Here is a 24,595-nt window from a genome sequence, read left to right as displayed (position 1 = left end):
TAAGAAACAAGCTAGAAACGACAGTTTGAAGGAGGAATCATTATAGCTTTCTTTTATATTTGTTTACGACACTCTATAGTTCAATTATTGGTTGATAATAGACTTATAAGATTATAAGATAAAAAGTCTATTATCCATGAATAAAGGCGCTTAAATTTAAATAAACAAGCTAAGGATGAGGACACAAATTAAGCCCACAATAGAAATGATGGTTTCTAATAATGTCCATGTTCCAAACGTTTCTTTTAAACTTAAATTGAAGTATTCTTTAAACATCCAGAAACCAGCGTCGTTGACATGAGAGGCTATTAAACTGCCTGCACCCGTTGCAAGAACCATTAGTGCAGGGTTCACTGCACCGGATACCATGAGTGGAGTGACAAGTCCTGCCGTTGTCAATGCGGCTACAGTGGCTGAACCAAGACAAATACGTAAAATAGCCGCTATGATCCAAGCTAGTAATAGAGGCGATAGAGTTGTTCCGTTAAACATTTTTGCAACATAATCACCTACACCGCCATCGATTAATACTTGTTTAAAGGCACCACCGCCGCCAATGATGAGTAGCATCATGGCAATTTGGCTAATCGATATTTCAACTGAATTCATGATCGTTTTCATTGGAATTTTACGTGCAATTCCCATCGTATATATGGCCAAGATGAGTGAAATAAGCATGGCCGTTCCTGGCGCACCAATAAATTCGATAAATTTCTTAAGCGTCGAATCCCCTTTAACCGCTAAAGAGAAAATAGTGGCTAACGCCATTAAGATAACTGGAAATAAGGATGTGATTGTACTTATGAAAAATCCAGGTGTATCTTCAAGTTTAAATTCTTTTTGTTTTCCTAAGGCTTTGATATTCCCTTTTCGTTCAAATGCGCTAGGTATCACCTTAATGGCAATTTTACTAAATAGAGGGCCTGCAACAATGGCTGTAGGAATGGAAATAATAAGCCCATACAAAAGAACTTGCCCCATATTCGCGCCGTAAGCGGCTGTTATAGCTGTTGGTGCTGGGTGAGGTGGTAGGAAACCATGTGTAACCGATAAGGCTGCCACCATTGGAATTCCTAAATACAAGATGGAAATACCAAGTTCAGTAGCAATAGCAAAAATAATGGGAATTAAAAGGACAAGCCCCACTTCAAAGAAAAGAGCAATGCCAATGATAAACGAGGCTACGACCACGGCGACTTGGATTTTTTTACGCCCAAAGCGATTGATTAACGTTATCGCAATGCGGTAGGCGCCTCCTGCATCAGCGACTAATTTTCCAAGCATGGCGCCAAACCCAAAGACAAGAGCGAGGTGACCTAATTGACCTCCTACACCTGTTTCTACTGATGTGATAATTTTAGTAATATCCATACCAAGACCAAGGGCAACTAAAATAGAAACAATAATTAATGCAATAAACGTATTGATCTTAAATTTGACAATGAGTAAGAGCAATAACAGTACACCTAAGGCAACGATAAAAATGGGCATCACTAATTCCTCCTTAATCTTTTCTTTATCTTAAAAGATAAGCAATCAGTGGGGATCATGTCCCTACTCCCCCTAAAGGGAGTATAGATGATTAGCTTATCTACCTAACCATCCACCATCGACAACAAGTAAATGACCATGGATGTAATTGGATGCGTCAGAGGCAAGAAAAATAATGGAGCCTTTAAAATCTTCCGGTGTACCCCAACGTCCAGCTGGAATACGGTCTAAAATTTGCTTACTCCGGATAGGATCTTGAATAAGGGCTGTATTCATATCGGTTGCAATGTAACCCGGAACGATGGCATTGACGTTCACATTGTGCTCTGCCCATTCATTGGCAAGCGCTTTGGTAATCTGGGCAACACCTCCTTTTGCAGCTGCATATGCAGGAACAGTATACCCCCCTTGGAAAGAGAGAAGGGACGCCGTATTAATGATTTTCCCATGACCTTTCTCAAGCATGTGTTTTCCAGCTTGTTGGCATAGAAGCCAAACAGCCTTTAGATTGACTTGTAAAACGTCATCAAAATCTTCTTCTGAGAAGATGGTAGAGGGCGAACGTCTTTGAATTCCTGCATTATTTACAAGAATATCTATGGTTCCAAATTCGTTCAGAACTTTAGGAATGGCTGTTTTAACATCGTTTGGATTTGACATATCACAAATAATAATTTTGCACGTCCGCCCGATCGTTTCGATGGCTTCTTTGACTTCTTGATTTTCAGATCGTTGTAGAAGAGCAATGTCAGCTCCAGCTTCTGCTAAAGCCAGTGCCATTTCTTTACCAATACCGCGTGTCGCACCAGAAATACAGGCAACTTTTCCTTTTAATGAAAATAGATTCATTGATTTCCACCTCAATTTTTTTTCAGTATTACTTTTTTTATGGATGAAAAAGTATTTTAAGAGATTCATCCGGATATTCCATCAATTCAAACCCTTTTTTAATCTCTTCGATTGGTAAAACGTGAGATACAATAGAAGCGACATCAATTCGACCATCTTCCATCAATCGCAGAGCAGCTTTAAAATCATCATGAGTATAGCACCGAGTCGTGGTTAATGATAATTCACGAAAATGCATCGCAGCAAGATCGATTTGTGGGTTATTTTTGAATACGCTTACAACCGTCACCTTACCTTGAAACTTAATGGCAGGTAACATTTGGTCAATCGTGGCTTGATGTCCGGCTACTTCGAAGACGACATCTGCGCCTTTACCATTCGTTTGGGAAAGAACAACTTGAACGACATCCTCTGTTTTACTGTCAACAACATGAAAACCTAGTTCCTTCGCTTTTTCCAAGCGAAAAGGACTAATATCCGAAATAATGATGTCCCCGGCACCAGCATTTCGTGCAGCGAGACCGATGAGTAAACCAATTGGTCCCGCTCCTAGTATTAGGACTGTATCTCCTATTTGAAGAGAAGAACGTCTTACAGTATGTATAGCGACAGCCACCGGTTCTGTAACAGCTGCCTGTTCATCCGTGACAGTCATAGGGATTTTGTGAAGACAATGAACAGGAACGGATACGTATTCCGCAAATCCACCATGATGATCGATACCGATTAACTGAAGCGTATTACATACATGATATTGGCCAGAGCGGCAAGCATCACACGAACCACAACTTAGGGTCGGTTCAATAACCACACGATCCCCAACTGAAAAATCATCCACGAAGAGAGGATGAACTTTTTCAATCACACCACTAAATTCATGTCCCATGGCAAGAGGTGATTTGGCTCTTGGGTGTTTTCCAAAGTAAATCATCATATCCGTACCACATATTCCGGCATAGGAAACTTTCACGAGAACCTCGTCTTTTTTTATCGTTGGAATTGGCAAAGTTGCCATCTCAACCTGTTTTGGAGCAGTATAAAGCCCAGCTTTCATTTTGGTCATTTCTATTCCTCCAGTTGTCCACTTGTTTTAAACAAAATGAGTACTTTTATTTGGATTATTAAGACACTTATAGACAAAGAATCTAAATTAAAAGGACGTCTATAACTAGATCTCAATTTACAGAGAGTATATGACCAATAGATGATGGTTAGACTAGTTGGTTTGAAAACGATGATTAGTGAGCAAAAAACCTCACAATGAAATTCCATCATGAGGTTCTTGATTTATCCCGCATAAACGACACCCACCTCAAGGTAATGAGCGAAAACGAGTATTCCTAGGTAGGGGATCAACTGCCCGTAAAGGTACGATTGGTTCAGCTAACCATCAGTGGGGGATGAAGAAACCCCCCACTGATAGAAGCTTCAATTTATCGGTTTCTTATCCGAATCCAGTGTAAATCCTTCACCGAAAACTTCATATACGTCATGAATAGAAACAAAAGCATGCGGGTCAATTTGGTTAACAAGATTTTTTAATCTAAAAATCTCACTTTGACTGACAACGCAATAGAGAACGCCCATTTGTTGACCCGTATAACCACCTTTACCGTTGAGTATGGTGACACTGCGATCTAGATTTTTTATGATGACTTTTGATATTTCATCATTTTTTTGTGAGATGATCATAGCCGCCTTTGCGGCATAAGCGCCTTTCTGAATAAAATCTATGACTCTTGACGCCACAAAAACAGCAACAAGGGTATACATAGCTTGAACAAAATTCAAATAAATAAGTGAGGCTGTAATAACCAAAGCATCAATAAGAAACATGGTTTTACCAATATTCCAGCCTATATATTTGAAAAGAATCCGAGCAACAATATCAGAGCCACCTGTTGTTCCGCCATACTTGAAAATAATTCCAAGCCCTGATCCAATTGAGACACCTGCAAATAACGCAGCTAGTGTCATATCACCGGAAAGTGGTATATTAAAAGGTAAAAAATGTTGAAAAACATATAAGAAAAAGGATAAGCCAACTGTACCAATTAAGGTATAAATAAAGCCGCTTTTACCTAGGTATTTCCAACTAAGTAGGAACAAGGGGATGTTTATGACAATATTGCTTATTGCTGGATCAATATGAAATAAGTTATATAAAATGAGTGTGATTCCTGTAATTCCGCCTTCCGCCAGTTTGTTCTTAATGTTAAAGTTAATAAGTCCAAAAGCGAAAAAAGCAGAACCAACGATAATGAATAAGGTATTTTTTAATTTTATCGATACATTCATAATTTCAATTCCTTTTTATAAGAGACGATTTATCAGACTGATTTAAACCTTTTATTACTAATTATTGGCATAAACTCAATTATATATGAAAGAAACTTAACGTTCAATCGACAAAAGATTTGTCATCACATCATTTTTTGCTTAATATTACATGTAGTAGATGTTTTGGGAGGCTAGAAATTTGAGTGAGTTAAGTGTTAAAGGAATGCAGAAAGAAGTAGATGAATACATAAGCCAATTTAAAGAAGGTTATTTTTCACCGCTTGCGATGACGGCTCGTTTGACAGAAGAGCTTGGTGAACTCGCACGCGAGATCAACCATTATTATGGTGAAAAAAAGAAAAAATCATCTGAAGGTGAGAAGGCTATCGACGAAGAACTTGGAGATTTGTTATTTGTTTTAACATGTCTCGCCAATTCTTTAGATATCGATATGGAAAAATCGTTCCAGATGGTGATGACTAAATTTAATACACGCGATAAGGATCGTTGGACAAGAATAGATGCACAGGAGGAAAAATCATGAGTGAAGAAAGAACAAAACTAGTCGTTGCCGGTGCCCGTGGGCGAATGGGGTCTGAAACAGTAAAAATGATCGCAAGAACTCCCGAGTTTGAGTTGGTTGGAGTCGTTGATCATAAATATGAAGGAGAGAATATTGGCGATCTCTTAAATCTCTCATCGATAGATGCTAAGGTATATACTGATATTGAACAGTGTTTTAGTAGCGTCAAACCAGATGTTTTGATTGATTTCACACATCCAGAGATTGGAAAGCAACATCTTCAGGCGGCCATTGATTATGGTATAAAAACAGTTATCGGTACATCGGGTTTTACAAGTGAAGAGGTTGAAACATTTAAAAAACAAATGGATGAGAAGCAGCTAGGCGGAATTATTGCTCCCAACTTCGCTATTGGTGCCGTTCTTTTAATGAAATTCAGCAGTATGGCGGCAAAATATTTTCCGGACATTGAGATTATTGAAATGCACCATGACCAGAAGAAAGACGCGCCATCAGGAACTGCTGTGAAAACAGCTGAACTCGTACAAACGAATCGAGAACAAAAACATCAAGGGCATCCGGAGGAAAAAGAATTGATTCCTGGTGCAAGAGGAGCAGAGTTCGATGGCATGAGAATTCATAGCGTTCGCTTGCCAGGTCTTATTGCTCACCAAGAAGTTCTACTTGGAGGAGATGGAGAGTTACTGACCTTGCGTCATGACTCCATGAATCGTCAATCCTTCATGACTGGTGTTGCTTATAGTGTCAGAACAGTTATGACTTTAAACACGCTCATATATGGTCTTGAAAACATTCTAGATTGAGAGGGGTAGAAAGATGAAAATAGCACTCATTGCCCATGATAAAAAGAAAGATGATATGGTACGTTTTGCAACAGCCTATGAACCGATCTTATCGCAACATGAACTGTTTGCGACTGGAACGACTGGACTACGCATCATGGAAGCTACCTCACTTAAAATCCATCGTTTTCAGTCCGGGCCGCTTGGCGGAGACCAGCAAATAGGCGCCATGGTGGCAACGAATAAGATGGATATTATTCTTTTCTTTCGCGACCCATTAACGGCCCAACCTCATGAACCTGATGTCAGTGCTTTGATGCGTTTAAGTGATGTTTATCAAATCCCTCTCGCAACAAATATGGCTTCAGCCGAGCTCGTCATACATGCTTTAAGTCGAAACGACCTGCATTGGCGCGAGATAATACATGATAAGGAAGAAGGAAAGAGAAAAGAATGAGTGAACGACAACTTGATATTTTAGCTTTTGGTGCCCATCCGGATGATGTTGAAATTGGGATGGGCGGAACACTGGCTTTACATGCTCAAAAAGGTTATAAAGTTGGCATCTGCGATCTAACAAAAGCTGATTTATCGTCTAATGGCAATGTTGAATTAAGACAAAAGGAAGCCAAAAGAGCATCTGTGGCATTGAATCTTCGTGTTCGTGAAAATTGTGGTTTTCCAGATCGTGGCCTCCAATTTACCGAGGAAAAATGTGCTGTGATTGTCGATATTATTCGAGAATATCAACCTAAAGTGATCTTTGTCCCATACGATAAAGATCGTCACCCAGACCATGGTGATTGTGGTCATTTGGTTGATCAAGCCTACTTTTCGGCAGGAATAAAAAAATATACGGCTAATCTGAATTTGCCTAGTTTCAGGCCTAAAGAACTTTATTATTACTTTATCAATGGGTTTCATAATCCAGACTTTGTTGTTAATATATCAGATGTTTACGAAAAAAAACTGGCAGCACTTGGGGCCTATGAAAGTCAATTCGAACCGGCTAACGGAGTGGACACGCCGCTGACAAACGGATATATAGAAACAGTCAAAAGTCGTGATCGATTATTTGGAAAAGAAATTAATGTCACATACGCCGAAGGTTTTATAACAAAGAGACCCTTAACCCTAGGTGACATAGTTGGAGGTCATGTGTAATGGGGCTTAAGATTGGGATTACGTGTTACCCTACGATCGGCGGTTCGGGTGTAGTTGCAACTGAACTTGGAAAATTACTTGCTCAAAAAGGCCATGAGATTCATTTTATTACATCCAGCATGCCATTTAGATTAGAAAAACCCTCACGAAATATTTATTTTCATGAGGTAGAAGTCAATCAATACGCCGTCTTCCGTTATCCACCGTATGATTTAACTCTTGCAAGCAAAATGGCTGAAGTGGCTTTGAGAGAAAAGTTGGATATCTTACACGTACATTACGCAATGCCTCATGCTGTTTGTGCTTTTCTAGCTAAAGAAATGGCTGGTGGTGCCTTTAAAATTGTCACGACATTACATGGGACAGACATAACGGTTCTTGGTGATGATCCATCACTCAGTGACATGATTCGCTTTGGTATAGAAAAATCCGATGCAGTTACGGCTGTATCCCAAGATCTTGTTCATCAGACAAGAGACATGCTACATACGAATAAGGAAATTGTTCCGATCTATAATTTTGTTGATGAAGATACGTATGTCAGACGTGACATACCCGATCTAAAGAAAGAACTTGGTATTGAGGAGAACGAAAAAGTCCTTATTCATATTTCTAATTTCAGGCGTGTTAAAAGGGTACCAGATATTATCCAAACCTTTAAAAACGTTCATGATCAACTGCCATCAAAATTAGTGCTTATCGGTGAAGGTCCCGAATTTCCTATCGTACGAGATATGGTGCGAGATCTTGGAATTGAGGAGTACGTCCTTTTCCTAGGGAAAAAAGAAAATGTGGCTGACTTATTATCTATAAGTGATCTTGTTCTCCTTTTATCTGAAAAAGAAAGCTTTGGCTTAATCCTCTTAGAGGCAGCTGCTTGTTCAGTCCCTGCTATAGGAACACGCATTGGGGGCATTCCAGAAGTCATTGTAGATGGAGAAACAGGCTTTATCGTTACATGTGGAGATATAAAAGCAGCATCCTCAAGAGCTCTTGAAGTACTTCAAAATCCAGGTTTACATGAAAAAATGGCGAGTCAAGCTTTCAAACGGGCTCGGACGACATTTGGAACTGAGCACATTCTATCTCAGTATGAATCCGTCTATTATCACGTACTTGGTAAATATGAATCGTTAGATAGATGAGTAAGTATAATAAAGTGAAACTGATGGTTAGCTGAACCAATCGGACCTTTACGGGCAGTTGATCCCCCACCTGTCTTCTTTGACTACTCAGAATCCCCGAGGTGGGGGTCTTTACTTGCCGTTAAGGTGGGATAAAAGGTCTACTCGGTGAATTAATAGATAAAGAGGTGGCAGATGTTGCAATTTCCTTTTCCTAAAGTCCTACCTATTTTAAATCAATTAAATGATCATGGCTATGATGCCTATGTCGTTGGCGGAGCAGTCAGGAATGCTATGCTTGGCTTGCCTATTCATGATATTGATATTACAACGTCTGCTACCCCTGACATCGTACAAAATCTTTTTCAGAAAACAGTCCCTGTGGGAATTGAACATGGGACTGTTCTTGTTATTTATCAAGGAGAAGGGTATGAAGTGACGACGTTTCGATCTGAATCTGAGTATAGTGATTTTAGGCATCCCAATCACGTGACCTTTGTTTCCTCCATTCAAGAAGATTTAAAACGTCGGGATTTTACCATGAATGCAATGGCAATAGACAAAGAAGGGGTTCTTATCGATCCCTATGAGGGGAAAAAAGATTGTCAGTTAAAACAAATTCGAATGGTAGGAAACCCGTTAGATCGAATTCATGAAGACCCACTACGTTTATTACGTGGCCTGCGTTTTCTAAGCCAATTGGATTTTTCACTTGGACGTCATGAAAGACAAGCCTTTAACGAAACATCTCCATTGTTGTCCAAAGTATCCATAGAACGGGTGTCTCAAGAAATGACCAAACTCCTCCATGGACAAGCGGTATCAAAAGCATTACAATACCTTGTTGAAACAAATTGTCATAAACATCTTTTACTCTGTGAGAATAAAGGAGAGGACATTCTTAGCCACAGCAAGCGGAAACTTATCGTCCTTCAAAGTGATGCTGAACATTGGTGTGCTTTTTTAATGGCGCTTCAAATAGACGTTCAGGAATTTTGTTCTAAATGGAAAATGTCCAGTTCTTTAAGGAAAGCAATGATTAAACTAAAATCCGTCTTTCAAGAGCAGGCTCAAAAACCGTGGGATGTCTATTCTTTGTATCAAAGCGGACTCGAACAAGCCCTTGCTATAGAGCGCTTAAACTATGTCTTTTACTCTCATTATTCAATGCAAGACCAACGGATCCATCAATTATGGAAGAAGATGCCGATACATCATCGTCAAGATGTTTCTGTAACAGGTCATGATCTTATAAAGTGGTTGAACAAAAAAAGCGGACCTTGGATCGCACATAAGCTTGAACAAATAGAAAAACGTATCCTGTCGGGTCAACTCATAAATAGAAGGGAGGACATCAAACAATGGCTATTACAGTAAAAAAAACTAAACATAAAATTCTGGACATGTTATTAAATCATTCTGATACTCACTTGTCTGGGCAAAAAATTTGTGATGTCCTTGGCTGTTCTAGGACAGCCGTTTGGAAACATATCAAAGAACTAGAATCTGAAGGTTTTAAGATTGAAGCCATTCAAAAGAGGGGCTATCGACTCCTTTCAACACCAAAAGAATTAAGTGAAGCTCGAATTCTAGTTGGCTTAAAAACGAAAGAACTAGGACAACATTTGATCTACTTTGATTCCATCGGGTCGACCCAAAAAGAGGCTCAACACTTAGCTGAGGATGGGGCACCACATGGCACATTGGTCATTACGAGTCATCAAACGACTGGACGCGGCAGACTAGGACGTATTTGGTCTATGCCGAAAGGGAAAGGAATTGCGATGAGTTTGATATTACGACCTGAGCTGTCCATTAATAGAATTCCTCAATTAACACTTATTGCCGCGGTCGCCGTTGTGAAAGCTATTACAGACGTAACGGGTATTCAAACAGATATTAAATGGCCAAATGATATCCTTGTCAAGGGCAAAAAAATGGTGGGTATTTTAACGGAAATGCAAACCGAAGGGACAAATGTTAAAGCTGTCATTATTGGTATGGGGATGAATATTAATGCCGATAAAAATGATTTTCCAGAAGAAATACGTTCCATTGCCACATCCTTAAAAACATTAACTGGAAAATCTCATGACATGTCATTAATTGTTCAAACGATCCTTTTTTATTTTGAAGATCTTTATATGCGCTATTTAGACGAAGGATTCTCGGTTATTAAATGGATGTGGGAGAGCCATGCTGTGAGTATTGGTAAACGGATCAATGCTCGATTATTTAATGGAAAAGTCTTAACTGGTCTCGCTAAGGGGATAGATGAAGAGGGTGCGCTTTTACTAGAAGATGATCAAGGTTCTATTCACAAAATTTATTCCGCAGACATTGAAATAAAATAAGGCTTAAATGAAAGAGGGGAAGGTCATGAGCCCTCTTTTTTTTTTGCACTTCTAAGAAAAATTTAAGGCATAAAGTATACGCAACTAAGCCTCTGTCTTCGCCTTTACAAGTTTTCTTTATTGCATTTAGTTATTCAGGCGGATTTCCTATATAAGGATACATCCCATAATTTTAACCAAATCATGCTACATCTCATTTGAAAAACCTGTCCTATAAATCCAACTCCTGCATATAATAGAATGAAATTCGGAAAAATGGGGGAGCAAACTTATGTTTTTATTATTTGAGAAAGCAGTATTAGGTATGGCCACTTTAAGATTTCTATCAGGTAGTATTGAAATTATAGCAGCCATTCTCATGTTAAAGGTCAATCAAATAGATAAAGCACTGGTTATAAATAGCTCCTTAGCCATCGTTGGTCCACTGATTCTCATAGCAACAACATCCATTGGACTTATAGGGATAGCTGATAAAATCTCTTTTATTAAAATTTTGTGGATTTTTACAGGAATAGCTTTCATCCTTTATGGAGTAAGAAGTAGTTAAAATTATTTGACTCTTCTTACTCATACTACATATCGAAACTCTCTATTTTAAAAAAGTAAACTGAGCCATGGTTGCATAGAGAGAGAATACTTTTAGGATCCTTTCTTTTCATTCGCCATTACATTTTCTAACTCTTTAAAAAGTTTACGAATATCCTTGCCTTTAGCAAGATTCACGTGGACTTCTTTAATTGCTAATTCTTTTACAACTTCTAGCATTTTTTCTTTAGATCCATCTTTTTCTATTGTTTGTTCATTTCCCTTTTTATCAAGAATCCAGAAGATATAGTTGAGGTTTGGGTGTTCTTCTGGATAACTGAAAAAGACAACGTAATGAACATTAAACATATCATCAAAAAATTGTAGGACGCCCCGTAAATAATTATCTTCATTTTTTGTGGAAGAAAGAGAAACTGTAAATTCATTTCTTTTTCCTATTTGTTCAATATGATCTAAAATATGCTCGATAAATAACTTCATGAACTCTGCTCCTTTATATGAATAAGGAGTATTTTCTCCTTAAAACCCTCTCATTATACTTCATACATCCGACTATCTAAAAATGTGTTTTATGATCAAAAGACGAAACCCAGCTATTCTCTATGATCCGATAACGAAAAAGAAAAAACTTCTCATTTTAATCACTGAATAAGTTTTTACACAAAGGACAATCTAACATGGAAAATAGTTAATTGATGTGGAGGATCATTCATAATGACTAATAAAAAACCTTCGGCAATGGTAATCGCAGCAATAGGATCTATCCCATTAATCATGACTTTAGGGAATTCCATGCTCATTCCTATATTGCCAAAAATGCAATCCGAATTAAAACTTAATTCATTTCAAACCAGTTTAACAATAACATCCTTTTCTGCTGTAGCAGCCATCTCTATCCCTATCCTTGGATACTTATCAGACCGTTTCTCTCGAAAAGCGGTTATTATTCCGGCGTTGATATTGTATGGATTAGGAGGAATATTGGCAGGCTTTGCTGCAGCCATGTTTACAAATGCTTATATATGGATCATCGTTGGACGAATACTTCAAGGCATTGGAGCATCAGGGACAGCGCCAATAGCCATGGCTTTAACAGGAGATCTATTTAAAGGATCTGAAGAAAGTAAAGTCCTTGGACTGGTCGAGGCATCAAATGGTTTTGGTAAGGTATTATCACCTATACTAGGATCTTTAGTTGCATTACTTGTCTGGTATGGTGTCTTCTTTGCATTTCCTGCCGTCGTTCTTGTATCCGTTATTCTTACGTGGATTTTTATTAAGGAAAAAAAGAAGAAGAAAGAGGCACCAAAGTTTGGCGAATACGTTAAAGGATTATTAGGTGTCTTTAAACAAGAAGGAAAATGGCTTCTTACGGCTTACCTTGCTGGAGCAACCTGTTTATTCACCTTATTTGGTATCCTTTTTTATTTATCCGATACTTTGGAAAAAGCATATCATATCGATGGTGTTATAAAAGGCCTTGTCCTAGCTATCCCGCTATTAGTGATGTGTACAACGTCTTATATCACAGGAAGCAAAATTGGTAAAAACCAAAAGCTGATGAAAAAGCTGATCATCTTAGGTTTTATTTTTGTGACAATTTCTTATGGTTCTTTAAGCTTTTTTAAAAGCATTGTTCCATTTATATCGGTCCTTGTAATAAGCAGTGTCGGAACTGGTTTAATTCTTCCGTGTATCAACAGTTTTATTACTGGAGCCGTAGGAAAAGAGAGAAGAGGTTTTGTCACGTCCCTTTATGGATCCGTTCGTTTTCTTGGTGTAGCTGTTGGTCCACCTGTTTTTGGTTGGTTAATTTCATGGTCCCGAATGGGGATGTTTTTATCCATTGCTGGATTTACCTTTTTAGTGGGCGTACTTGCTTTGTTTTTGATCCGTGTCAAGGATAACGAACAAGAACAAACAGGTAAAAATAAAAAAGGAAAAAGAGGCAAAAAAGAGAAGAATTTGACGATTTTAGAACCGGTTGGGGGTCGATAAACTTTTAGGTAGTGTTTAGAAGACAACCCCTACACCCCTAAGATGGTTATTTTTTACGCCAAGCTAAAGATGGTGCCTTCACCTCAACAGAAAGATTATATAACCAATTGATAATTTTTGAGGAAATCCATTGACAAAGAATGGCTTGTATAACGATTTGCCAATCGATCACATAAGCTGTAATCACAAAAATAAAGCCATTAATCCAAAACATGGGTTTTCCAGGATCAATATGTCGATATCTCGATATAATATAGGCGATGACACCGATTCCTCCATTGGAAACTCCTTGCCTTAATAGACAGGTAATACCAATACCAAAAAATATTGAACCGACAAACATGTCAATCCAGACGTTAGAAAAAGGCGTGTCCAAAAATTTCCCAAAAACATCGATAGAAACGGATGTTACTGTAATACCGAAAAGGGTTCCAACAACATACCCACCACCTAAATATTGATAGGCGAATAATAGCACAGATGAGTTTAATATCCATAATGTCAAACTAAGAGGTACATGAATCCAATAATTAAGTAATACGGTTATTCCAGCTGCTCCGCCCGTTGGGATCGCATTAGGGAATAAAAAAACACCCATAGAAAAACCTTGAATGACGGCACCTATAAAAATCAATATGTATTTTTTCGACAAATAACTCATTATGTAAATCGTATTATGCCTTTTCAAATAAAATCATCCTAACATTAAATGAGATATGATGACTCGTCCTCTTTTATTAATGTATTCTGATTAACTTAAGAGAATGTCATATAATTCCCATAAATATTAGGATAAAGTGAAATCAATCAGTGGGGGTTTTCTTAAATAAGAGCCGACCTGTTCCATTCTCACATGGGACGGTCGGCTAAAATTATCGATCAAATCATCATGATATCTTTATCAGTTCGACCTAAAATTTGATTTAATATTTGATTCACTAATGGTGAGAAGGCGGGATGATTTCTTTGCCTAGGTCTCGAGATTGGAATTTGTATATCTTGGGCAATCGATCCATCCTGAAGTAAAATAACACGATCCGCTAGCAGAACGGCTTCCTCTACATCATGAGTGACTAGTAATGCTGTAAAACCTGTTTTAGTTCTTATTTTATCAATCAGAATTTACATTTCATGGCGAGTCAACGCATCTAAAGCCCCCAGTGGTTCATCTAGTAATAACAAGCTTGGTTTGTGAATCAAAGCCCGTGCCAGGGAAACTCGTTGTTTTTGCCCTCCTGATAAATTAGAAGGCCATTCCGTTAGGCGATGGTCAAGTCCTGCATTTTTTAAAGCTTCGATGGCTTCCTCTCGATGATTTCCTTTTAACCCTAACTCCACATTTTCTAACACACGTTTCCAAGGGAGAAGCCGACCATCTTGAAACATCATACATGCTTTATGATTTAGACCCTCTAGTGGTTGACCATCCACAAAAATTTGCCCGTTACTCGGTTTTTCAAAGCCGGAAAGAAGCCTGATTATCTGTCAGGATCTTTAGGCTTAAGAATACGCGGTCGCCGATTTCTCAATGGCATTGGCGCGCGAACCAATATATCTCGAAAAGCCTTGTAATTAAATGGTATGAACGGCCAGAGATAGGGAACACCAAAGGATTGCATACGTGCTAATAGAATAATAAATATCGTTGATGCAATAACATAACCTGGTGTGTGGAACAAAGCTGTTGAAAGAAGCAAGACAATACGTACAAGCCGATTGGCTAAGCCGAGTTCATAACTAGGTGTAGCAAATGTTCCGATTGCGGCAATAGAAAAATACAAGATAACTTCATTCGTAAATAGACCAACTTGAACAGCGACTTGTCCAATCATTAGGGCTGCAACAAGTCCAAGGGCGGTAGCTAAGGCTGTAGGGGTATGAATCGCCGCCATTCGTAACATATCCATTCCAACTTCAACAAGTAGAAATTGGAGTAGAAGTGGTACTTGACCTTTGTCATTCGGACCAATAAAATCGAACTGATCGGGTATTAAACCAGGCTCTAAATTTAGTAAATACCACAGAGGCATAATAAAAATAGAGGCAAAAACAGCAATATATCGTACAAACCTTAAATAAGCGCCTGTTAAAGGTTTGTTTCGGTATTCTTCTGCATGTTGCAGATGATGCCAGTAAGTGACAGGCGTAATCATGACAGATGGGGAACCATCAACAAAGATGCAGATGTGCCCTTCAAATAGATGGGCTGCTGTTGTATCAGGACGTTCAGTAAACCGGACAACCGGAAACGGATTCCAGTAACCCCCTGATATATACTCGTCGATCGTTTTTTCAGCCATAGGAAGACCATCAGTATCGATGTCTGAAAGTATTTCTTTTAGTTTATGTACCATCTCGGGATCTGCGATGTCTCCAATATAACAAATGACGATGTCCGTTTTTGAACGACGCCCAAGCTGTAAAAATTCCATTCTTAATGTACGATCGCGAATTCGTCTTCTTGTTAAAGCGGTATTAAATACGATGGTTTCAACAAATCCATCACGAGCGCCTCTAACGACTCTTTCTGTGTCAGGTTCTTCCGGTCCACGGACGGGATACGTTCTTGCATCAATTACAATAACTTCGTTAATGCCATCAACGAGAAGAGCCGTTTGACCTGTCAAAATGATATCAACCACTTGATTTAAATCGTCATTTGAACTGACCTCAACGTGAGGAATTTCTGATCTTAGAAGCTTTTTTAATGTATTTCCTTTTAACTCTTCTTTTTTTACCTTTGCGAGAAATTTCAATAGGAGGTGAAGGAGATTATCGTTAATTAATCCATCTACTAGAAACATGGCCATTTTCTTTTCAGCATACTCAACATCTAAATGAATAACATCAAAGTTCTTTCCAACGCCGAGTTCATGTTTAAGATAGACTATATTTTCTTCAATGTTAATTTCCACTTGTTTTTTAAGTTGATTATCCATAATAAACCCCAAATCGATTACAAAATTTTATAAAAGATGATTATTTCAATGATTACCATTTACACATAAAAAAATACACGAACGTTTAACAACCAACGTATTAATTTCAGTAAGGCGATGTTTACTATGATCGGAAAAACAAGTAAGCGGCGAAGATTCGCAGCTTATCATTTGGTGGCTTTTGAACATCCTTTATATGCAAGTTCAAAAAGGTGACAAATTAGAAGCAAGAAGATCAAGGCGGCGCCGTTTTGAGGACCGGAATGTAGGTTCTTACTACATGAGGACCTGCCTTCCACAGGATGTGGTGGCTTCAGGCGCCAGCCACAGGACGTGAGCGCTTTTAGTTGAAGATCCTCTTAGAGCCAACGCCGAGATTCGCAGTTTATCATTTGGTGGCTTTTTGAACATCCTCTTTCTGATATTGCTAAATCATCCTATCTTCTGTATACTTACCAATGGGTAGATAGTCATCAACACAGGTAAGGATAAGGGCTGCATTCATTTATAGAAGCGGCACCATGTGTTTGATAACAAAACCCCAAATAGTCTGCCATGATCCAGAGAATGGACTTGGACAGAGGATGGTATTTAAATAAGAACAATTTGACTATAAAAGCGTTTTTATTCGCGATTTTTAAGTCAAATGGTATACCTCTGTCTTCGCCAGTCATCTTAAATGATAAGATGTTAAAGGTGTGGGCTTTTTCTTTTTTTACACTAATTAAGAGACATGAGGTCATGATCTTTTTTTACCAGTCCTCTTTTTAATAACAAGGAGGAAAACGATTGAAAACAATAACCCATTTTCAAAAAATGAAAAAGAATCACGAGAAAATTGCCATGTTGACAGCTTATGATTATCCGTCAGCTAAAGGTGCTGAAGAAGCAGGGATTGACTTAATCCTCGTGGGTGATTCAGTTGGAATGGTCGTTCATGGCTATGAATCGACTGTTGATGTCACATTGGATGAAATGATTCTTCATACAAAAGCGGTTAAGCGCGGGGCACAAAACACCTTTATTGTTACTGACATGCCCTTTTTAACGTATCATGGAACCGTATCTGATACGATACAAACAGCAAGAAAGTTGATTCAAAGCGGCGGAGCACATGCTCTTAAATTAGAGGGAAGCGGCGACGTTTTTCATATGATTAAAAGGTTGACGGGTGCCGGTGTTGCAGTCATGTCACATCTTGGTCTAACTCCGCAATCTGTTGGTGCCATGGGAGGATACAAAGTACAAGGAAAGAATCTAGAATCTGCTGAAAAATTAATACAAGATGCCATTGCTGCGGAAGAATCCGGTGCATTTGCGCTTGTGCTTGAATGTGTTCCTGAACCCATTGGAACCTTAATTACAGAGAAATTAACAATTCCAGTCATTGGAATTGGTGCAGGTCGATATACAGACGGACAAGTCCTTGTCTATCACGACGTCTTAAAATATGGAACGGATAGATTGACTTCATTTGCAAAATCCTATGCTGATCTTTCAAAAACTTCTCGTGACGGAATATTAGATTATATACGAGAAGTTAAAGAATCTGTTTTCCCAACGTCAGAACATGTCTTTCATTTGGATGATCAAGTTTTACACGCATTAAAAGGAGGAGATTCAAAATGAACATCATCACATCAATTGAAGACATGCAAAAGTTGGCGGCAGAGGTAAGAGAGAAAAGAAAGACGATTGGTTTTGTACCAACCATGGGAAACCTTCATAAGGGACACGCGTCATTAATCAATAAAGCTAAAACAACGTCTGATTTTGTTGTCGTAAGTGTGTTTGTTAACCCTACTCAATTTGGTCCGAATGAAGATTATGAAACCTATCCAAGAACCCTAGACGAAGATGCAAAACTTGTTGAAGATCTTGGTGCAGACGTTTTATTTAGCCCGAGTGTAACAGACATGTACCCTCTAGATAATCCTATCTTGGTTCATGTCACTCAAGGCGTCGACGTATTATGCGGAGAAAAACGGCCTGGACATTTTGATGGGGTTGCGACAATTCTAACCAAGTTATTTCATATTGTTTCACCTCATCACGTCTATTTTGGTTTAAAGGATGCTCAACAAGTGGCGATTGTTCAGCAACTTATTCAGGATTTTCATTTTCAAATTCAGCTTTTTCCTTGTCCACTGATTCGTGAAGAGGATGGCTTAGCTATGAGTTCACGTAACAGTAAACTAAGTGCTGAAGAAAGAAAAGAGGCTTTACATCTTAACCGTGCCTTGAAGTTAGGTGAGAGTCTCATTGAAAAAGGTGAAAAGTCATCTGACGTGATTAAAAGCTCCATCACTCGTTATTTTTATGAAAATTTAATTCTTGGAGAAGTTGATTACGTTGATATCCTTCGCTATCCAGAACTTAAACCCGCTGCTGAGCTTTCAGGACAAGTGATTATCGCCTGTGCCGTGAAGTACAAACAAGCAAGATTAATTGATAATCGAATTCTTATGATTCCTGCACCTAAGGAGGCATTGGGTTATGCTAAGACATATGATGAAAAGTAAGATTCATCGTGCAACAGTCACGGAAGCTAACTTGAACTATATGGGAAGTATTACGATTGATCGTGATATTTTAGAGGCAACAAACATTTTACCTAATGAAAAAGTTCAAATTGTCAATAATCACAATGGTGCTCGGTTAGAAACCTATGTGATAGAAGGTGAAGCGGGGTCAAAAACCATTTGTCTAAATGGAGCTGCTGCTAGACTCGTTCAAGAAGGAGATACAATTATTATTATTTCCTATGCGGTCATTGACGATAAACAATGTCGTGATTATGAACCTATCGTGGCTTTCATGAATGAGGATAATACCATTCAGTCTATAAAAAATGGGGAAAAAGAGCGCACCGTTTATCCCGCCTTAACGGGCAGTAAGACCCCCACCTCAAGATTCTGAGTATTCAAAGAAGATAGGTGGGGGATGAAGAAAACCCCCACTGATGGAAGTTTCACTTTATTAATGAAAAGGTTCAATTTAATTGGTATCTAAAGAAAAAGTCTTCATAGTTTAAAGTGATGTTATAAATTCCCCCGTTCATATGCAAACTACATATGAACGGGGGATCAATGATGAAAAGATTTGCTTGGATTATAGGTTTACTTTGCTTTTTATTTAGTTATGCCTCTCTTACATATGCAAAGAAAGAAGTGGTCATTCATTTTAAAAATGATCAAATTGCGATTAGTTTTTTAAAGTTATCAAACGGTGAAGCAACATTAATACAAGAAGCCAACCGAACAACATTGATTAATACAGGTGCAAAAAGTTCAAGAAACGAGTTGTTTAATTGGTTAGATAAGTATGGAGTAAAAAAGATAGATGCCTTAATCATCACAAAAGTGGGGAGGCTCTATACGGGAAATAAAGATATCTTGGTAAAAAAATACCATATTAAACAATACATAGCACCTAAATTAATTAGCAAAGATCAAACATTCTCTAAACTGAAGAATATCGGTAAACTAAAAATAGATGTGATGAATGAGCGCCCTGAAGGAGCGAATTTACTCTTATCCTATGGTCGTAAACACATGTATTATTTAAGTGTACCCTTCGAATGGACAAATAAAAAAACTCCCCAAGCCAATATTATTAAAATCGACCATTTTGGGTTAAAATCAAGACTGGATTCAACTTGGATAAATCAATTAGACCCAGAAATGGTTGTGATTTTCAAGAAAAAAGGGTACCGGGCTAGCCCTGAACTTTGTCGACAGTTACAATCTAACTTTATTGATGTCTATAACTTAATGGAAACAGGGACTGTATTAATCCTGTTATCACCAAATGATTATCGAGTCTACTCCATACCATGATAATTGGGGTTAATTCGTGATATAATGATTAGGATAAAGTGAAACTTCCATCAGTGGGGGTCTTTACTTCCCGTTAAGGCTGGATAAATCGTTCAATTGAAACTTTGGTCGACTTTTTTCACTGGTCAATTTGTCATTTGCGCAGACAGAGTTTAGTTACATTTATGTAAAAAAACGAAACCGAGAATAGGTTTCGTTTTAAAGCGTGTGAGTTAGGAATCATTTTTCCCTTTAAAGTAGGGTAATCATAGTTTGACCTTTTTCCATTGAACTATGTCTAACAGATTTTACGTAAAGGAGGATATGAATGGCAGAGATGTCATTTCTATATAAGGGAGAGTCGTATTTTAAAACTAAATTTAACAAGATTTAAGTACATAAAAGGTGATATTTTGAAAAAATGGATTATAATTATCGTTTCAATTATTGTTATAGTGGTCATTTCACAATCATGGATAACTTATCACAAAACAGTCACTTATAAAAATAAAGAAGAAAAAACAGCCGTACAGAAGGCAGAAAAACATTACAAGATTTCATCTTCACAAATTTCAGATGTGACTTACTACAATGGTAAAACTCCTTATCACATAATTAAAACTAAGAGAAAGGGTCAGGATGTTTATCTATGGGTGCCCGATGCAAAGAAGGGGAGTTACATTGAAAGAAAAGTAAAGGATGGCATAACAGAAAGTAAAGCCTTAAGTATTTTCTACGCACTTAAGTATGACACCTTGAAAGTTGTTTCAGTTAAACTTGGGGCAATAGATGATGTTCCAATATGGGAAATTACGTTTCTCGATCATCATAAACATTACAACTATGTCTCTTTAACTTTTGATGATGGGGAAGAGATACAACATATTTTGCATATTTAGAAATTGGAGGTCATATTTATGTTAAAAACAACCATTTCAAAAGTCAGCCAATATGTCGATCAAGAAGTGACGATCGGCGTATGGTTAGCTAATAAACGTTCCAGTGGAAAAATTCAATTTTTACAATTGAGGGATGGTACAGGTTTTATCCAAGGCGTTCTTGTCAAAAAAGAAGTATCGGAGGAAGCCTGGGAAGCGGCAAAACATCTAACACAAGAAAGTTCATTATATGTTAAAGGTCTCGTTCGTAAAGATGACCGAGCTCCATCTGGATTTGAACTCACGGTGACAGATATCGACATTATACAATATGCCATAGATTATCCAATCACACCAAAAGAACATGGCACAGAATTTTTGATGGATCATCGCCATTTATGGTTAAGATCCTCAAGACAACATGCCATATTAAGAATTAGAAATGAAATCATTCGAGCAACCTATGAATTTTTCAATCATCATGACTTCATTAAAATTGACCCACCGATTTTAACTGGAAGTTCAGCTGAAGGATCAACAGATTTATTCCATACTGAATACTTTGACCGTGATGCTTATTTGTCTCAAAGTGGTCAATTATATATGGAAGCAGCCGCGATGGCCTTTGGTAAAGTATTTTCATTTGGACCCACTTTCCGTGCTGAAAAATCAAAAACACGTCGCCATTTAATTGAGTTTTGGATGATTGAGCCTGAGATGGCTTTTACTGATCATGAAGAAAGTCTTGTTATTCAAGAAAATTATGTCTCTTTTCTCATTCAATCCGTCCTTAAAAATTGTCCAACGGATTTGAAGACCATTGACCGAGATATCAGTAAACTTGAAAAAATTAAAGCCCCGTTCCCACGAATCACTTATGATGATGCGATTAAATTGTTGAAAGATAAAGGATTTGATGATATAGAATGGGGTGAGGATTTTGGGGCACCTCATGAGACGGCGATTGCCGAAAGTTTCGATCTTCCTGTCTTTGTCACCAATTATCCAACTGCGATCAAAGCATTCTATATGAAACCACAGCCGGGTCGTGAGGAAGTAGTTCTTTGTGCAGACCTCCTCGCTCCAGAAGGATATGGAGAAATTATTGGAGGTAGTCAACGGATTGACGATTTAGAGCTTCTTAAGAAACGATATGAAGAGCATAATTTAACCGATCCTGCATACAAGTGGTACTTGGAACTTCGACAATATGGCTCGGTTCCACATTCAGGTTTCGGTTTAGGTCTTGAACGAACCGTCGCATGGGTTTGTGGAATTGAACATATTAGGGAAACAAGTCCATTCCCTAGATTATTAAACCGTATTTATCCTTAATACAATAAAAGTTTGTGTTCAAAAAGGTGACAAATTAGAAGCAAGAAGAAAAGAGCGGCGCCGTTTTGAGGACCGGCATTCCACAGGATGTGGTAGCTTCAACGCCAGCCACAGGACGTGAGCGATTTTAGTTGAAGATCCTCTTGGATAGCGTCCGAGATTCGTAGCTTATCATTTGGTGGCTTTTTGAACAACCTTTGTATGCGAGTTCAAAAAGGTGACAAATTAGAAGCAAGAAGATCAAGGCGGCGCCGTTTTGAGGACCGGAATGTAGGTTTTTACTACATGAGGACCGGAAAAACAAGCCAACGCCGAGATTCGCAGCTTATCATTTGGTGGCTTTTTGAACAACCTCTAAGAACCTCACAATGTGGGGTTTTTATTGTACTATAACCTAAACATCATCCTTCATTTATACAATATTTCTAATCATTCTTCTTTTTATTTATTAATCATATGAGTCACAATCCATACTTTTAGCATGTTATAATGGCATAAGAGGTGTCGAATGATGGAGAATAAAAAGTTAAAAGAAATGATCTTGAATGGAAATATTATGATTCCAACGTTATTATTAGAGACATATAAAACAATGGGTCTGAATGAAAAGAGTTGTATGTTACTTATCCAATTACATGCATTCATTATAAAAGGAATTTGCTTTCCTTCACTTGAAGATCTATCTCATAAAATGACATTAACTAGGACGGAATGTGCTCAATTATTAAGACAGCTTATTCAACAAGGCTATTTAGCTATTGAACAAAATAATGATCATCACCTTTATTCCGAAAGCTATTCCCTTGATCCATTATGGGAAAGAATGGTATCTGAGTATTGTAAAACGGAAGCTGAACCCAATCAACAAGAGGAAGAGAGTTTGTATACGATATTCGAGAATGAATTTGGTCGACCATTATCTCCGATCGAATGTGAAACCTTATCCCTATGGTTGGAAGAAGATCACCATTCGGTACAGCTAATCAAAGGCGCTCTACGAGAGGCTGTGATTTCTGGCAAACTAAATTTCCGTTACATTGATCGTATCTTATTTGATTGGAAGAAAAAGGGCATCACTACATTAGAACAGGCAAAAGCACATGGTGAAAAAATTCGTTCTCATACGAAAGGCTATCAACGTCCTGTGAAAGAGAAAGAAAATCAAGTGCAACAGACATTTCCTTTGTATAATTGGTTAGAAAAATAATAAGGAGGAGAAAGGGAAGGGCTCATGTTAAGTAAACAAAAAACGCTCGAAGCGCTAGATGTCATTGGTGAGATGTTTCCCGAGGCGCATTGTGAATTACACCATCACAATCCTTTCGAGTTAGCTATCGCCGTGATTTTATCTGCACAATGTACAGATGCACTCGTTAACAAAGTAACGCCTCATCTATTTCAAAAATACCATCATCCAGAAGACTATTTAGCTGTATCAATCGAAGAGTTACAAAATGACATTCGCTCAATTGGATTATATCGTAATAAGGCGAAGCATATACGAAAACTATGTCAGCAGTTAATTGAAGATTACGAAGGGGAACTTCCTTCAAATCACGCAGAATTATTAAAATTAGCTGGAATTGGACGGAAAACGGCCAATGTTATCGTCTCGGTCGCATTCGGTGAGCCAGCTATCGCTGTTGATACACATGTCGAGCGTGTATCAAAACGTCTAGGAATTTGTCGATGGAAAGACAGTGTACTGGAAGTGGAGAAAACGTTAATGAGGATCGTTCCTAAAGAAAGATGGTCTGAAACCCATCATCGATTGATTTTTTTCGGGCGATATCATTGTAAAGCTCAGAGACCTGAGTGCCCTGAGTGTCCACTCCTAGACCTCTGCCGTGAAGGGAAAAAACGTATGAATAAAAATTTAAGAGATGTTAGCGTTGAAAAATGATACCGTTAAAATAAGAATTCCTCGTTCATTTTGTTATCCGCCATTTTACCATGAAGGGGATATGTTACCCTTAGACATAAAGACGCAAGATAGCTTTCCGTTTTTCTATGATGTATTATATCTAAGTCATGATGATCAGATAACGACATGGCCATGGCAAGACATTGGATCTGTTGAAGCACTATTTGATCACTGGAAAATGATTAGCCCACAATTAAAAGACGCCTTCCATAATCGAAGAGGGAAGCATGTGCAAGCCATTATTATATTAGCCTTAGCCAATTATATTGACCTTCTATTTTGGATAAATGGTAAACCTGTTCCTACATTAGATCAATCTTTGTATCGTGATATGGTAAGATTAGCTTTAATACCTGTGAACGCTCCGGACCGCGTTCGTTACATTTGTCATAAACCCGTGCATCATGCAAGTTTTATTCAATTAAATGCTTTGTATGATGAATTAAGGAAAAAATATGTCGCAAGGAAAATAAGAAAAATGTAAAAACCGCTGAAACTCTTCAGCGGTTTTTGTTTACACTTTAAGAAAGTATAAATATTTAAATGCAACTAGGTCTCTGTCTGCACCT

28 protein-coding genes are annotated in these 24,595 nt (G+C 38.0%); 20 read left to right on the top strand and 8 right to left on the bottom strand.

All coding sequences use genetic code 11. The features are described from left to right. Window positions 1-156: 156 nt before the first annotated feature. From GMB86_RS11540 to GMB86_RS11525, 4 genes are all read right to left on the bottom strand, one after another. Window positions 157-1,491: a gluconate:H+ symporter gene (locus GMB86_RS11540; RefSeq protein ID WP_155220086.1), complete on the bottom strand. Its 1,335-nt coding sequence runs from the start codon at window positions 1,489-1,491 to the stop codon at window positions 157-159. A 96-nt stretch (window positions 1,492-1,587) separates the two neighbouring features. Further along, on the bottom strand, window positions 1,588-2,340 hold the full coding sequence (locus GMB86_RS11535) for an SDR family oxidoreductase (protein WP_155220084.1): 753 nt from the start codon (window positions 2,338-2,340) through the stop codon (window positions 1,588-1,590). A gap of 37 nt (window positions 2,341-2,377) precedes the next feature. After that, window positions 2,378-3,403, bottom strand: a complete 1,026-nt coding sequence (locus GMB86_RS11530) for a zinc-dependent alcohol dehydrogenase (RefSeq protein ID WP_230459095.1) — start codon at window positions 3,401-3,403, stop codon at window positions 2,378-2,380. Between the two features lie 365 nt (window positions 3,404-3,768). After that, a complete protein-coding gene (locus GMB86_RS11525; protein ID WP_155220081.1) occupies window positions 3,769-4,638 on the bottom strand; it encodes a YitT family protein in 870 nt (289 codons plus the stop codon). Window positions 4,639-4,843: 205 nt separating this feature from the next. On the opposite strand from GMB86_RS11525, the gene GMB86_RS11520 reads away from it, so the two are divergent. The 8 genes from GMB86_RS11520 to GMB86_RS11485 all read left to right on the top strand — a co-directional run bounded on the left by GMB86_RS11520 (window position 4,844) and on the right by GMB86_RS11485 (window position 11,135). Continuing rightward, window positions 4,844-5,164: a nucleotide pyrophosphohydrolase gene (locus tag GMB86_RS11520; protein ID WP_408033838.1), complete on the top strand. Its 321-nt coding sequence runs from the start codon at window positions 4,844-4,846 to the stop codon at window positions 5,162-5,164. Further along, the gene (gene dapB / locus GMB86_RS11515; protein WP_155220076.1) at window positions 5,161-5,967 is read left to right on the top strand and encodes a 4-hydroxy-tetrahydrodipicolinate reductase; all 807 of its coding nucleotides are present in this window, start codon (window positions 5,161-5,163) and stop codon (window positions 5,965-5,967) included. Before GMB86_RS11520 ends, dapB begins: the two co-directional genes overlap by 4 nt. A gap of 13 nt (window positions 5,968-5,980) precedes the next feature. Continuing rightward, window positions 5,981-6,403: a methylglyoxal synthase gene (gene mgsA / locus GMB86_RS11510; protein WP_155220073.1), complete on the top strand. Its 423-nt coding sequence runs from the start codon at window positions 5,981-5,983 to the stop codon at window positions 6,401-6,403. Then, window positions 6,400-7,110 (top strand): bacillithiol biosynthesis deacetylase BshB1, encoded by a 711-nt coding sequence (bshB1, locus tag GMB86_RS11505; protein WP_155220070.1) that lies wholly within the window; start codon window positions 6,400-6,402, stop codon window positions 7,108-7,110. Before mgsA ends, bshB1 begins: the two co-directional genes overlap by 4 nt. Beyond that, on the top strand, window positions 7,110-8,255 hold the full coding sequence (bshA, locus tag GMB86_RS11500) for an N-acetyl-alpha-D-glucosaminyl L-malate synthase BshA (protein WP_155220068.1): 1,146 nt from the start codon (window positions 7,110-7,112) through the stop codon (window positions 8,253-8,255). The genes bshB1 and bshA overlap by 1 nt, the downstream gene beginning before the upstream one ends. A 177-nt stretch (window positions 8,256-8,432) precedes the next feature. Beyond that, on the top strand, window positions 8,433-9,611 hold the full coding sequence (locus GMB86_RS11495; protein ID WP_196220210.1) for a CCA tRNA nucleotidyltransferase: 1,179 nt from the start codon (window positions 8,433-8,435) through the stop codon (window positions 9,609-9,611). Then, entirely contained in the window at window positions 9,596-10,588 is a 993-nt protein-coding gene (locus GMB86_RS11490; RefSeq protein WP_155220063.1) for a biotin--[acetyl-CoA-carboxylase] ligase, read from the top strand. The genes GMB86_RS11495 and GMB86_RS11490 overlap by 16 nt, the downstream gene beginning before the upstream one ends. Window positions 10,589-10,859: 271 nt before the next feature. Beyond that, window positions 10,860-11,135, top strand: a complete 276-nt coding sequence (locus tag GMB86_RS11485) for a YqhV family protein (RefSeq protein WP_155220060.1) — start codon at window positions 10,860-10,862, stop codon at window positions 11,133-11,135. A gap of 92 nt (window positions 11,136-11,227) precedes the next feature. Here GMB86_RS11485 and GMB86_RS11480 read toward each other — a convergent pair whose 3' ends face one another. Continuing rightward, entirely contained in the window at window positions 11,228-11,614 is a 387-nt protein-coding gene (locus tag GMB86_RS11480) for a hypothetical protein (protein WP_155220057.1), read from the bottom strand. A 234-nt stretch (window positions 11,615-11,848) separates the two neighbouring features. Between GMB86_RS11480 and GMB86_RS11475 the strand changes: the two genes are divergently transcribed. After that, a complete protein-coding gene (locus GMB86_RS11475; protein WP_155220054.1) occupies window positions 11,849-13,132 on the top strand; it encodes an MFS transporter in 1,284 nt (427 codons plus the stop codon). A 46-nt stretch (window positions 13,133-13,178) separates the two neighbouring features. Here the strand turns inward: GMB86_RS11475 and GMB86_RS11470 are convergent, their stop codons facing one another. The 3 genes from GMB86_RS11470 to GMB86_RS11460 all read right to left on the bottom strand — a co-directional run bounded on the left by GMB86_RS11470 (window position 13,179) and on the right by GMB86_RS11460 (window position 16,071). Continuing rightward, window positions 13,179-13,793, bottom strand: a complete 615-nt coding sequence (locus GMB86_RS11470; protein ID WP_155220132.1) for a YitT family protein — start codon at window positions 13,791-13,793, stop codon at window positions 13,179-13,181. A gap of 461 nt (window positions 13,794-14,254) precedes the next feature. Then, window positions 14,255-14,563: an ATP-binding cassette domain-containing protein gene (locus tag GMB86_RS15825; RefSeq protein WP_329602898.1), complete on the bottom strand. Its 309-nt coding sequence runs from the start codon at window positions 14,561-14,563 to the stop codon at window positions 14,255-14,257. 47 nt (window positions 14,564-14,610) lie between these two features. Further along, window positions 14,611-16,071, bottom strand: coding sequence for a spore germination protein (locus GMB86_RS11460; protein ID WP_155220051.1), 1,461 nt, complete (start codon window positions 16,069-16,071; stop codon window positions 14,611-14,613). A 196-nt stretch (window positions 16,072-16,267) separates the two neighbouring features. Between GMB86_RS11460 and GMB86_RS15565 the strand changes: the two genes are divergently transcribed. From GMB86_RS15565 to GMB86_RS11415, 11 genes are all read left to right on the top strand, one after another. Continuing rightward, complete coding sequence (locus GMB86_RS15565) at window positions 16,268-16,408, top strand: hypothetical protein (protein WP_196220209.1); 141 nt, start codon at window positions 16,268-16,270, stop codon at window positions 16,406-16,408. 452 nt (window positions 16,409-16,860) lie between these two features. Further along, window positions 16,861-17,700: a 3-methyl-2-oxobutanoate hydroxymethyltransferase gene (gene panB / locus GMB86_RS11455; RefSeq protein WP_155220048.1), complete on the top strand. Its 840-nt coding sequence runs from the start codon at window positions 16,861-16,863 to the stop codon at window positions 17,698-17,700. After that, window positions 17,697-18,593, top strand: a complete 897-nt coding sequence (gene panC, locus GMB86_RS11450) for a pantoate--beta-alanine ligase (protein WP_155220045.1) — start codon at window positions 17,697-17,699, stop codon at window positions 18,591-18,593. The genes panB and panC overlap by 4 nt, the downstream gene beginning before the upstream one ends. Next, complete coding sequence (panD, locus tag GMB86_RS11445; protein WP_155220042.1) at window positions 18,568-18,990, top strand: aspartate 1-decarboxylase; 423 nt, start codon at window positions 18,568-18,570, stop codon at window positions 18,988-18,990. Before panC ends, panD begins: the two co-directional genes overlap by 26 nt. A 173-nt stretch (window positions 18,991-19,163) precedes the next feature. Next, entirely contained in the window at window positions 19,164-19,910 is a 747-nt protein-coding gene (locus GMB86_RS11440) for a ComEC/Rec2 family competence protein (RefSeq protein WP_155220039.1), read from the top strand. Window positions 19,911-20,302: 392 nt separating this feature from the next. Beyond that, window positions 20,303-20,788 carry a cell wall elongation regulator TseB-like domain-containing protein gene (locus GMB86_RS11435; RefSeq protein WP_155220036.1) on the top strand — a complete coding sequence of 162 codons (486 nt, stop codon included), beginning with the start codon at window positions 20,303-20,305 and terminating at the stop codon, window positions 20,786-20,788. A gap of 18 nt (window positions 20,789-20,806) precedes the next feature. Further along, entirely contained in the window at window positions 20,807-22,102 is a 1,296-nt protein-coding gene (gene asnS / locus GMB86_RS11430; protein ID WP_155220032.1) for an asparagine--tRNA ligase, read from the top strand. A 201-nt stretch (window positions 22,103-22,303) separates the two neighbouring features. Beyond that, on the top strand, window positions 22,304-22,495 hold the full coding sequence (locus tag GMB86_RS15560) for a hypothetical protein (protein ID WP_196220208.1): 192 nt from the start codon (window positions 22,304-22,306) through the stop codon (window positions 22,493-22,495). A gap of 115 nt (window positions 22,496-22,610) precedes the next feature. Beyond that, window positions 22,611-23,309, top strand: coding sequence for a DnaD domain-containing protein (locus GMB86_RS11425; protein ID WP_230459094.1), 699 nt, complete (start codon window positions 22,611-22,613; stop codon window positions 23,307-23,309). Between the two features lie 24 nt (window positions 23,310-23,333). Then, window positions 23,334-24,005 carry an endonuclease III gene (nth, locus tag GMB86_RS11420; protein ID WP_155220030.1) on the top strand — a complete coding sequence of 224 codons (672 nt, stop codon included), beginning with the start codon at window positions 23,334-23,336 and terminating at the stop codon, window positions 24,003-24,005. Continuing rightward, complete coding sequence (locus tag GMB86_RS11415) at window positions 23,995-24,510, top strand: YpoC family protein (protein ID WP_155220028.1); 516 nt, start codon at window positions 23,995-23,997, stop codon at window positions 24,508-24,510. The genes nth and GMB86_RS11415 overlap by 11 nt, the downstream gene beginning before the upstream one ends. Window positions 24,511-24,595: the final 85 nt, after the last annotated feature.

This window comes from Terrilactibacillus tamarindi (assembly GCF_009718825.1).
Lineage (GTDB): Bacteria > Bacillota > Bacilli > Bacillales > Sporolactobacillaceae > Terrilactibacillus > Terrilactibacillus tamarindi.
The sequence above is the reverse complement of the archived record's forward strand: the minus strand, read 5'-3'. Positions and strand labels throughout refer to the sequence as shown.